This is a genomic window from Leucobacter sp. gxy201, from assembly GCF_051043335.1.
Lineage (GTDB): Bacteria > Actinomycetota > Actinomycetes > Actinomycetales > Microbacteriaceae > Leucobacter.
Map to the genome: position 1 here is coordinate 21,796 of NZ_JAMXWS010000012.1, position 10,383 is coordinate 32,178.

General features: G+C 70.5%; 11 protein-coding genes. 7 read left to right on the top strand and 4 right to left on the bottom strand.

Going from position 1 to position 10,383, the window contains the following annotated elements; all coding sequences use genetic code 11:
- Positions 1-12 precede the first annotated feature (12 nt).
- Positions 13-891, bottom strand: a complete 879-nt coding sequence (locus tag NHL51_RS13530; protein ID WP_434144577.1) for an IclR family transcriptional regulator — start codon at positions 889-891, stop codon at positions 13-15.
- 155 nt (positions 892-1,046) lie between these two features.
- Between NHL51_RS13530 and fae the strand changes: the two genes are divergently transcribed.
- Genes fae through NHL51_RS13545 form a run of 3 tightly spaced genes read left to right on the top strand, consistent with a single transcriptional unit; the run spans position 1,047 to position 3,989 of the window.
- Complete coding sequence (gene fae, locus NHL51_RS13535) at positions 1,047-1,580, top strand: formaldehyde-activating enzyme (RefSeq protein WP_434144579.1); 534 nt, start codon at positions 1,047-1,049, stop codon at positions 1,578-1,580.
- Positions 1,567-2,532 carry an NAD(P)-dependent oxidoreductase gene (locus tag NHL51_RS13540; protein ID WP_434144581.1) on the top strand — a complete coding sequence of 322 codons (966 nt, stop codon included), beginning with the start codon at positions 1,567-1,569 and terminating at the stop codon, positions 2,530-2,532. Before fae ends, NHL51_RS13540 begins: the two co-directional genes overlap by 14 nt.
- Entirely contained in the window at positions 2,529-3,989 is a 1,461-nt protein-coding gene (locus NHL51_RS13545; RefSeq protein WP_434144582.1) for an NAD-dependent succinate-semialdehyde dehydrogenase, read from the top strand. The genes NHL51_RS13540 and NHL51_RS13545 overlap by 4 nt, the downstream gene beginning before the upstream one ends.
- Positions 3,990-4,015: 26 nt before the next feature.
- On the opposite strand, the gene NHL51_RS13550 is transcribed toward NHL51_RS13545, so the two are convergent.
- Positions 4,016-4,855, bottom strand: coding sequence for a polysaccharide deacetylase family protein (locus NHL51_RS13550; RefSeq protein ID WP_434144584.1), 840 nt, complete (start codon positions 4,853-4,855; stop codon positions 4,016-4,018).
- A 164-nt stretch (positions 4,856-5,019) separates the two neighbouring features.
- On the opposite strand from NHL51_RS13550, the gene NHL51_RS13555 reads away from it, so the two are divergent.
- Positions 5,020-5,361, top strand: coding sequence for a hypothetical protein (locus tag NHL51_RS13555; protein WP_434144585.1), 342 nt, complete (start codon positions 5,020-5,022; stop codon positions 5,359-5,361).
- Positions 5,362-5,424: 63 nt separating this feature from the next.
- The gene (locus NHL51_RS13560) at positions 5,425-6,045 is read left to right on the top strand and encodes a GNAT family N-acetyltransferase (RefSeq protein ID WP_434144586.1); all 621 of its coding nucleotides are present in this window, start codon (positions 5,425-5,427) and stop codon (positions 6,043-6,045) included.
- A 22-nt stretch (positions 6,046-6,067) separates the two neighbouring features.
- On the opposite strand, the gene NHL51_RS13565 is transcribed toward NHL51_RS13560, so the two are convergent.
- Complete coding sequence (locus NHL51_RS13565; protein WP_434144587.1) at positions 6,068-6,763, bottom strand: response regulator; 696 nt, start codon at positions 6,761-6,763, stop codon at positions 6,068-6,070.
- Complete coding sequence (locus tag NHL51_RS13570) at positions 6,760-8,118, bottom strand: sensor histidine kinase (protein WP_434144588.1); 1,359 nt, start codon at positions 8,116-8,118, stop codon at positions 6,760-6,762. The genes NHL51_RS13565 and NHL51_RS13570 overlap by 4 nt, the downstream gene beginning before the upstream one ends.
- 137 nt (positions 8,119-8,255) lie before the next feature.
- On the opposite strand from NHL51_RS13570, the gene NHL51_RS13575 reads away from it, so the two are divergent.
- Positions 8,256-9,173: an ABC transporter ATP-binding protein gene (locus NHL51_RS13575; protein ID WP_434144590.1), complete on the top strand. Its 918-nt coding sequence runs from the start codon at positions 8,256-8,258 to the stop codon at positions 9,171-9,173.
- On the top strand, positions 9,170-10,315 hold the full coding sequence (locus tag NHL51_RS13580) for an ABC transporter permease (protein ID WP_434144591.1): 1,146 nt from the start codon (positions 9,170-9,172) through the stop codon (positions 10,313-10,315). Before NHL51_RS13575 ends, NHL51_RS13580 begins: the two co-directional genes overlap by 4 nt.
- Positions 10,316-10,383 lie beyond the last annotated feature (68 nt).

Consider the following 10,383-nt stretch of genomic DNA (forward strand, 5'->3'; position numbering starts at 1 on the left):
TCGCGATGCGCGTCAGCCGTGCGCGCCGAGAGTCTGCGACAGCGTCGCACCCGCCTGCCGCATGATGTTCGCGAGGGCTTCGACCTTGGGCTCCAGGCGGTTCTTCGGCCCGCTCACGTTGAGCGCGGCGACGATGCGGCCCGTGTGATCGAGCACCGGCGCCGAAACACCGATCACGCCGTCCTCGAACTCGCCATCGATGATGGCGTATCCGTCGCGCCGGATGCCCCGGATCTCCTCGTGCAGCGATGCGTAGTTCGTGACGCGGGTGCGCGCCGGCGGGGGCGTTTCGAGGAGGAAGAACGGGTTCGATTCGCGGTCGAATGCCTCCCGATCGATCACCGACTCGTCACTGCCGTGCTCGGCGAACCAGGCCTGCAGCGAGGCCTCGTCCCAGTCGCTGATGAGCGCGCGCCCGGATGAGGTGCGCCACGCGGCCGTGGTGACGCCCTCCCATCCGGCCGATCTCAGCTCGTGGGGGCTGATCTCGCTGGCGAGCGTCAGCACGTTGCCGTGCGCGAGCACGCAGAGGTGGCTCGTCTCATGGGTGGCCCTGACGAGCCCACGCAGTACCGGGCGCCCGAGCCGCACGAGCCCGGCCTCGGCGGTCCGGGCCGCGAGGGCGAAGATGCGAGACCCGACGGTGTACCGGCCGGTGTCGGCGTCACGGGCGACGAGGCCTGCTGCGGCCAGAGTGGCGAGCGCGCGCGACACCGCGGTCTTGCTGCGACCGGTGAGGCGCGCGAGTTCGGTGACGCCGGTGCCGCCCGACCGCACCGAGGAGTCGTTCGCGAGCAGTTCGAGCAGCTCGATGTCGCGCCCCAGCCCGGCGGCGTTCGTGCGCGGCTGTACGCGGAGTCGAGGGGTGCTCGTCGAAGGCGTGGAGGACATGGGACCGATCGGTTCGGTTTCTGGATCTGTTCAGTGTGGCGCATTGGCCCCATATGCGCAACATTAATTGCGCATATCGTGGCTCGCTTCGTACGGTGTCCCTGATAAGACAGCAATGCCGCTTTCGAGCGGCCGATCTGAGGGAGTGAGATCCGATGACGGAGAACATTCAGCTCGGCGAGAGCTTCGTCGGTGACGGAGTGAACGCCGCGCACATCAATACGGTGCTGGGCGAACGCCAGGGCCCCGTCGGCACCGCGTGGGCGACCGCGCTCGCCAGCCCGAGCGAGGGTTTCGTGCCTTTCGTCGCGGTGCTGCAGCCGTCGTTGCCCGTGAAGCCGATGACACTGTTCGTCGCGAAGGCCTCACCCGCGAACGACCTCCACGGCACGGCCATCTGGGGCCCGGCCCAGGCCGGCGTCGCCGCCGGTGTCGCCGACGCCGTCGCCGAGGGCGTCATCCCCGAGTCGACCACCGATACGCATGCACTCATCGTCGCCGTCTGGGTGAACCCCGAGACCGACGACCTCGATGCGATCTACCGGAACAACCGCGAAGCCACCCGCCGCGCACTCGAAGCCGGCGCGAAGAACACGCCGACCGCGGCCGATGTCGTGGCCGCCCGCAATGCCCCCCGAAACCCCTTCTACACGCCTTCCGAGGAGGTCAGCGCAGATGTCGCACGCTGAGACAGTCCCTACGCCGGTCATCGGTTTCATCGGCCTGGGCAATATGGGTTCGGGCATGACCCGCAACCTGCAGGCGAACGGCTACAAGCTGGTCGTCACCGACCTGCGCCGCGAAGCCGCAGAATCCCTCATCGCAGGCGGGGCGGAGTGGGCCGATACCGCTGCCGATCTCGCCCGTCGCTCGGACATCGTCATCACGATGCTGCCGACGCCGCGTATCGTGCAGGCCGCGCTGAGCGGTGAGGACGGCATCCTCGCCGGTCTCTCGAGCGGCAAGACCTGGATCGACATGTCCACCTCGGTTCCCGAGGTCGCCGACGGCATTCGCGACGAGGCGACCGCGCGCGGCATCCGCGTGATCGATGCGCCGGTCAGCGGCATGTCGGTGGGGGCGGCGAACGGCCGCCTGCAGATCTTCGTCGGCGCCGAGCCCGAGGACTTCTCCGAGCTCTTCCCCGTCTTCAGTGCGATGGGCGACCCCGAGCGGATCATCAACGTCGGCCGCCACGGCGCCGGCTACGCGGTGAAGCTGATGATCAATCAGCTGTGGTTCTCGCACGTCGTGGCGACCGCCGAGGTGCTCGCCATCGGCACCGAGGCCGGCGTCGACCTCGACGTGCTGCGCCGCTCGCTCATCGCGAGCCCCGCGAACAGCAACTTCCTCGAGAACGACGTGCTGTCGATCCTCGAGCACGGCGACTACGACGAAGGGTTCGCGATCGCCCTCGCATGCAAGGATCTGGGGCTGTCGATCGACCTGGCGCGCTCCGTCGGCGTGTCGAGCGAGCTCTCCGCACTGGTCGAGCAGGTGTTCCGGCGGGCCCGTCGCAGCTATGGCGAGCGCGCCGGCGAGATGACGCCGTTCAAGCTCTACGAGGACCTGATCGGGAAAGAGCTGCGGCTCGACCCCGCCGACGGCTCGCGGACCGTCGCCGAGGAGGCCGCAGCGTGAACACCCTCCCCGAGAACACCCCCACCGGTCTGTACATCAATGGCGAATGGCGGGACGCCGAAGGCGGTGCCACGCTCGACGTGCTCAACCCGGCCACCGGCGAACTGATCGCGAATGTCGCGAGCGCCACCGTCTCGGACGGGGCCGCAGCGCTCGATGCCGCGGTTGCGGCCCAGGAGGCCTGGGCTGCCACCGCCCCCCGCGAGCGCGGCGAGATCCTGCGCCGCGCCTTCGAGCTGACGATCGAGCGCCGCGAGCAGCTGGCGCGTATCATCACGCTCGAGATGGGCAAGCCCCTCGCGGAGTCGCTGGGCGAGGTCGCCTACGGCGCCGAGTTCCTGCGCTGGTTCTCGGAGGAGGCCGTGCGCATCGACGGCCGCTACACCACCTCGCCCGATGGGAAGAACCGTCTGATGGTGCTGCACCGCCCGGTCGGACCGTGCATGTTCGTCACCCCGTGGAACTTCCCGCTCGCCATGGCGACTCGTAAGATCGCTCCGGCGCTCGCGGCGGGCTGCACTTCGGTGCTGAAGCCGGCATCGCAGACGCCGCTCACGGCGCTCTACTTCGCGGCGATCCTCGAAGAGGCCGGCGTACCCGCCGGCGTTGTCAACGTCATCCCGACCGCGAGTGCGGGCAAGGTCACCGGTCCGATCATCGCCGACCCGCGTCTGCGCAAGCTCTCGTTCACGGGATCGACCGAGGTGGGCAAGCGCCTCATCCGCGACTCCGCAGAGCAGATCCTCAAGGTGTCGATGGAGCTCGGCGGCAATGCGCCGTTCATCGTCTTCGAAGACGCCGACGTCGACGCCGCGGTCGAGGGCGCGCTCGTCGCCAAGCTGCGCAACGGTGGCGAGGCCTGCGTCGCCGCCAACCGCATGCTCGTGCACGAGAGCGTCATCGAGGAGTTCAGTGCGAAGCTGAGCGCCCGCATGGCCGCCTACGTGCAAGGGCCGGGCATCGAGGAGGGCGTCACGATCGGCCCGCTCATCGATGCGGCCACTCGCGACAAGGTCGACGAGCTCGTCCGCGAGGCCGCGGGCGAGGGCGCGACCGTCGAGATCGGCGGCGCGGTGCCCGAGGGCGAGGGGTTCTTCTACCCGCCGACGGTGCTCACCGGCGTGCCGGCTCACGCTCGCATTCTGCAGGAGGAGATCTTCGGGCCGGTCGCGCCGATCGTGTCGTTCAGCGATGAATCCGAAGCCGTGGCTCTCGCGAACGCGAGCGAGTACGGCCTCGTGGCCTTCGCCTACACGCGCGACCTGAACCGGGCGCTCCGTCTCGCCGAACGCATCGAGACCGGCATGCTCGGCATGAACACCGGCCTCGTCTCGAACCCGGCGGCGCCGTTCGGCGGTGTCAAGCAGTCGGGGCTCGGGCGTGAAGGCGGTGCCGAGGGCATCTTCGAATTCCTCGAGACGGTCTACGTCGGCATCGCCGACCCCTTCGCCGCCTGAAACAAGCGGACGTGTTCCGCGCGGCCCTACGCCGTGCGGAACACGTCGTTCAGCGTGACCGACTCGAGGCCCTTGCGGTTGATCATATCGATGAGGTGGTCGAAGAGGTCGACGACGGTCTGCGCGTTCGCGTGCCCCAGGATGATGCTCGCGGGCTGTATCCACCGCTCGGCCTCCTGCAGCAGCACGGCGGGCGGGATGAGCCCGGAATCGCCGATCGAGCCGTTCCACATGACCGGGGTCGTGTACCCGACGGCCGCGGCCGCGGCGTCGGTGCGCGCGTCGCGGTTGCCGTAGGGCGGCCGGTACCAGGGTCGGGCGTCGACGCCGAAGGTCTGCTCGATGAACGCGTGATTGGCCATGAGGTCGTCTTGGATCTGCGCGTCGCCGATGCTCGTGAGCGACGGGTGCGAGTAGGTGTGGCTCGCGATCTGCACCTGCCCGCTCGCGATCATCGGGGCGAGCGCGGGGGCCGCCGCGACCCAGGAGTCGGCGTACATGCCGTTGACGAAGAAGGTGATGCGGTGGCCGGTGCGCTGCGCGAACTGCGCGTACGCCATCACGACATCCGGGCTCGCCCCGTCGTCGACCGTCCAGGCGAACTGATTGCCCACCTCGAGCGGCAGCGAGTTCAACGGCCCGTGCGGCGCATCGAACTGCGGCGTGACCTCCCGCACCGGCGGCTCGGTGATCTCGGGGTCTTCGGCCACGGGCGGAGCCGCCGTCGGGGGAGCGGGCGGCGGTGTCGTCGGCTTCGGCGCGGAGCCGGTCGGCACCCGCTCGGCGCCGGGCTCGGGGCTCGCGCACGCCGACAGGCTCAGCGCAGAGGCGGCGAGAGCGGCTGACAGGAACATGCGACGGTCCACGGCACCAGCCTACTGCGCGGCCCGCACCGTGCAGGGGCGGATACGCGGAATCACGAGGCGGCGCGGCGCACGACCCTCGACGCCGCGACGCCTTCGTGCCACGATGGAGGGACCCGGGCGCGAACTCGGCGCAGCCCGGCAGACGGGAGGCGATCATGCGGTACATGCTCTTGGCTCACGGGACGAATGCGGCGTTCATCGCGCGCGGGCCGGCCTGGGTCGAGGAGGTCGTCGGCTTCCTCGCGCGCTTCGAAGACGACCTCGCGGCGACCTCCGAACTCGAATGGACCGAGGTGCTCGACGACGACGAGCTCGCCGAGGTGGTCGGGCCGGGCGGCGAGTCGCGCGCGGGCTGGTACAACGAGGCCGGCAAGCCGCTGCGACGCGTCTGGGCGGTGAAGGTCGACACCCATGCGCGGGCGCGCGAACTCGCCGGGCTCCTGGCAGGGGAGCTCGACACCTGGGTCGAGGTGCGCAGGTGCATGCCCGGGGCGCAACGTCCGTGACGGTGCCCGGAGCCCCGCGGCCGAGGGTGGTGCGGCGCACCCGCGCGGGTGCAGAATGAGGGCATGACGCTCGAACATCCCGGCGCGCTCGCCGGCCGCCTCGTGACCCTCGAGCCGCTGCGGCTCGAACACCTCGAGGGCCTGAGCGCCGCGGCGCTCGACGGCGAGATCTGGCGCAACCCGTACACGAACATCCCGGCACCCGAGGGTATGGAGGCCGAGATCGAGCGGCGGCTTGAGCTGCAGCGACAGGGATCGATGATCCCGTTCACCGCCCGGCGCACGGACACGGGGAGCGTCATCGGCATGACGACGTTCATGAACATCGACGCGGCTGCGCCGCGCGTCGAGATCGGTTCCACGTGGAACGGAGCGAGCGCGCACGGCTCCGGCACGAACGCGGAATCGAAGCTGCTGCTGCTCACGCAGGCCTTCGACGTCTGGGGCTGCCTCGCCGTCGAATTCCGCACCGACTTCCTCAATCACCAGTCGCGCGCGGCCATCGCGCGGCTCGGCGCGCATCAGGACGGCGTGCTCCGCGCGCACATGCGGCGCCCCGGCTACGTCCGCGACACCGTGGTGTTCTCGATCACCGAGCACGACTGGCCGGGCGTGCGCCTCGGGCTCGAGCACCGCGTCGCGCGCCGTCTCCCCGTGCCGGGCGGCGCCCCGCGACTCGGATAGGCGATCCGGCCCGTCGGGCGGCCTAGGAGCCCTCGCCCGTGTGCGCCCAGACGATGAGCTGAATGCGATCCCTCGCCCCCATCTTCTGCAGCAGATTCGACACGTGCGTCTTCACCGTCGCCTCGCCGAGGAACAGCGCCTGGGCGATCTCGCCGTTCGAGCGACCCTCGGCGACGAGCGCCAGCACCTCGCGTTCGCGCTCGGTGAGGCCCGCCGTCTGCGCGTGCGCCTCGACCCGTTCGGCGACGCCCGTGGCGGTACCGGTCGCGGCCGACGCGCTCGGGGCCTCGCTCGCCGCCGCCCGCGTCATCACCGCGCGCGTCACGGCCGGGCCGAGGAGCGCCTCGCCCCGCTCGAGCGTGCGCACCGCGTCGATCAGCTGCTCCGCCCGCGAGGCCTTCAGCAGGAAGCCGCTCACTCCGGCCGCCAGGGCGTCGAACAGGTACTCGTCGTGCCCGAAGGTGGTGAGGATCAGGATCGCGGGGGCCGCGCCGTCGGCGCTCGCCGCCAGGATGCGCCGCGCCGCCTCGATGCCGTTCATCTCGGGCATCTCGACGTCCATGCAGACCACATCGGGCGCCGTATCGGCCGCCAGGGCCACCGCCTCGATGCCGTTCGCCGCCTCGCCGACGATCTCGATATCGGGCTCGGATTCCAGGATGATGCGGAATCCGGAGCGCACGAGCTCCTGATCATCGACCAGCAGTACTCGGATCATGCGCGGCTCTCTTCGTGTTCGTGTTCGTGTTCCCGCACCGCCGGTGCGGGCTCGCCCGGTACCGGGGACGTATCGCGGGTGGGCACCGTCGCGCGCACGATGAAGCCGCCGTGCTCGCGCTGCCGAGCCTGCACCTCGCCGCCCACCGCGCCGATGCGCTCGCGCATGCCGCGCAGGCCGAGACCCGACCCGCGCGGGGTGCCGCCGCGCAGCCCGGGCGAGGCCAGGCGCCGCTGCACTCCGTCGTCCGAGACCTCGATCTCCACCGAGGCGGTGTTGAAGCGCAGCCGCACCGTCGCCTCGGCGCCCCGGCCCGCGTGCTTGCGCACGTTCGTCAGCGCCTCCTGCACCACGCGGTAGAAGGCGACGTCGACGAGCATCGGCAGCGGCCGGTGTTCGCCGATCGTGATGAGCGTCGTGGGCACGCCGGCCTGCTGCGATTCGGCGATGAGGGCGGGCAGGTGCGAGATGCCGATGGTCGTCGAGGCATCGTCGGTCTCAGGGGTGCGCAGCGTGCGCACGAGACTGCGCAGCTCGTCGATCGCCGCGTGAGCGCTCGACTCGACGATCTCGAGCGATGCCTCGGCGCGTTCGACGTCGCGCCCCAGCAGGCGCCGCGCCGCGCTCGCCTGGATGCCCATCACCGAGACGTGGTGGGCGACCACGTCGTGCAGTTCGCGCGCGATGGCGACGCGGTCGAGTGCCACGGCCTGAGCGGCCCCCGTGCGGCGCTCGAGCTCGAGTTCGCGCCCCTGCGCTTCGAGCAGGGCCTGCGCACGGGCGGCGCGCCAGGCGCGCTCGCCGAAGTGGATCGCCGCCCCGAAGTAGAGCAGGTTCGTGATGATCTGGATCGCCGCGAAGGTAGCGAAGGCCGAGAAGATGCCCGAGCGGGCGAGCCCCGGGAAGGATTCGGCGTCGGCCGACGAGATGATGAGGTTCACGACGAGCCAGACGAGCATCGTCCCGGTGATGCCGAGCCGCGCGTAGAGGGCCGCCCGCCGGTCGCGGCCCCACGCGCCCACGGTGTAGAGGGCGAGGAACATGCTGATCTGCACGACCAGCAGGTCGGGCACCCCGTACTGACCGCACACGAAGAAGCCGATCGAGACGAGCAGCGAGACGGCGATCGGATACCGGCGCCGGAGCGCGAGGGGGAGGGTGGAGAGGCCGATGCCGACCGCCCACACCCACGGCGCAGCGTAGTCGGCTTCGGCGCCGTAGATGCCGGTGCGCACGTAGAGCAGGCCGACGACGGGGGAGGCCACGGCGAGCACCAGGGCTATCCCGACATCGATGCGGAGCTGCTCGGGCCCCGGGTCGGGCCGGGCCCAACCGCTGCCGTTGAAGGAGAACATGCTTCCAGCGTAGATCGTGGGCGGAGGCCCCGGATCACTCGCGAGGCGGATGCGGTTCCGCCGACGGGCGGAGGCGAGTGCACCGTCGCCCCTCCTAGCCTGGATACCAGTACGGAACGAGCGACGAAAGAGGCGACATGATCGAGATCTCAGGCATCTCACGCAGCTTCGGAGACCGGCGCGTGCTCGACGACGTCGGCTTCGACGTGTCGGGCGGCCGCATGACCGGCTTCGTCGGCGGCAACGGCGCGGGGAAGACCACGACGATGCGCATCCTTCTCGGGGTGCTGTCGGCCGACAGCGGCGAGGTGAGGCTCGACGGCGAGCCGATCACGGCGGGCGACCGCGCGCGATTCGGCTACATGCCCGAGGAGCGGGGGCTCTACCCGAAGATGCGGGTGCTCGAGCAGCTCGTCTACCTCGGGCGCCTGCACGGCATGGCCGCGGCCGACGCGAAGACGTCGGCGCAGGGGCTCGTCGAGCAGCTCGGCCTCGGCGAGCGCGCGAACGACACCCTCGAGAGCCTGTCTCTCGGCAACCAGCAGCGCGCGCAGATCGCGGCCGCCCTCGTGCACCGGCCCGTCGCGCTCGTGCTCGACGAGCCGTTCTCGGGTCTCGACCCGATGGCGGTCGACGTCGTGCTCGGCGTGCTGCGCGATTACGCAGCGCAGGGCGCGCCCGTGCTCTTCTCCTCGCACCAGCTCGATATCGTCGAGCGGCTCTGCGACGATGTCGTGGTCATCGGCGGCGGCAAGATCCTCGCACAGGGATCGCGCGAGGCGCTGCGCGCCGAGCACTCGGGGCGCGAGTTCGAGCTCGAGATGGCGGGCCCGCAGAGCGACGCCGGCTGGGTGCGCGACCAACCCGGCATCGCCGTCACCCACCTCGACGGCGGGCTCGCCCGCTTCGAGGCCGACTCCGACGGCGCCGCGCAGCAGGTGCTCGCGCGCGCGGTCGACGGCGGGGCGGCGGGGGATCCCGCGCTCAACCGCGTGCTCCGCTTCGGCCCCGTCACCCCCTCGCTCGCCCAGATCTTCAAGGAGGTCGTGCGATGAACGCGCAGCCCCGGACCATGCCGACTCGTACCGCCGCCCGACCGCTGAGCGGGGCGCAGGGCGCCTGGCTCGTCGCCGAGCGCGAGATCACGACGCGTCTGCGCAGCAAGGCATTCCTCATCTCGACCGGCATCCTGCTGCTGCTCGTGCTCGCGAGCGTGCTCTTCAGCGGCTTCATGGCGAAGTCGGGCGGCTTCGGCGGTTTCGGCGGCTCGGACGAGTCGACGACGGTCGCGACGACGCACGAGCTCGCCGACACGGTCGAGATGCTGCCGTTCGACTGGCGCACCGTCGACGATCGTGCGGCGGCCGAGCGGCTCGTGCTCGACGGCGAGGTCGATGCGGCAGTCGTACCGGGAGGCGACACGCCCCTCGACCTGACCGTGCTCGCGAAGGACGAGGCCCCGCTGGGCGTGATCCAGTCGCTCACCGCCGCCCCGTCGGTCGAGCTGCTCGAGCCCTCAGGCACGAATCCGGCGCTCGCCTACATCATCGCGATCGGCTTCGGCATCGTCTTCATGATGAGCGCCGTGACCTTCGGCACGACGATCGCGCAGAGCGTGGTCGAAGAGAAGCAGACCCGCATCGTCGAGATCCTCCTCGCGACCGTGTCGGCCCGCACCATGCTCGCCGGCAAGATCCTCGGCAATTCGGTCCTCGCCCTCGCTCAGGTCGTCGCGATCGCGTCGCTCGCCTCGATCGGCATGCTCGCCACGGGGCAGGACCTGCTGCTCGGCGAACTCGGATCGTCGCTGATCTGGTTCGGCATTCTCTTCGCGTTCGGCTTCGTGCTGCTCGCCGGCCTCTACGCCGCGCTCGCATCGCTCGTGTCGCGGCAGGAGGACATCGGATCGGTCACGAGCCCGGTCATGATGCTCGTGATGCTGCCCTATGTCGCCGTCATCATCTTCAACGACAATCCGCAGGCGCTCGCCATCATGAGCTATATCCCGTTCTCGGCGCCCGTCGGCATGCCGATGCGGCTCTACCTGGGTACGGCGGAGTGGTGGGAGCCCATCCTGTCGCTCGGCATCCTCTGCCTCGCGATCGCGGCGGTGCTGTGGATCGGGGCGCGCATCTACAGCAATTCGATCCTTCGCACCGGGGCGCGAGTGAAGCTGGCCGACGCCATCAGGGGGTGACGGGGCCGGGGGGGGGGGGGGGGGGGGGGGGGGGGGGGGGGGGGGGGGGCTGGGGGGGCGCTGGGGGC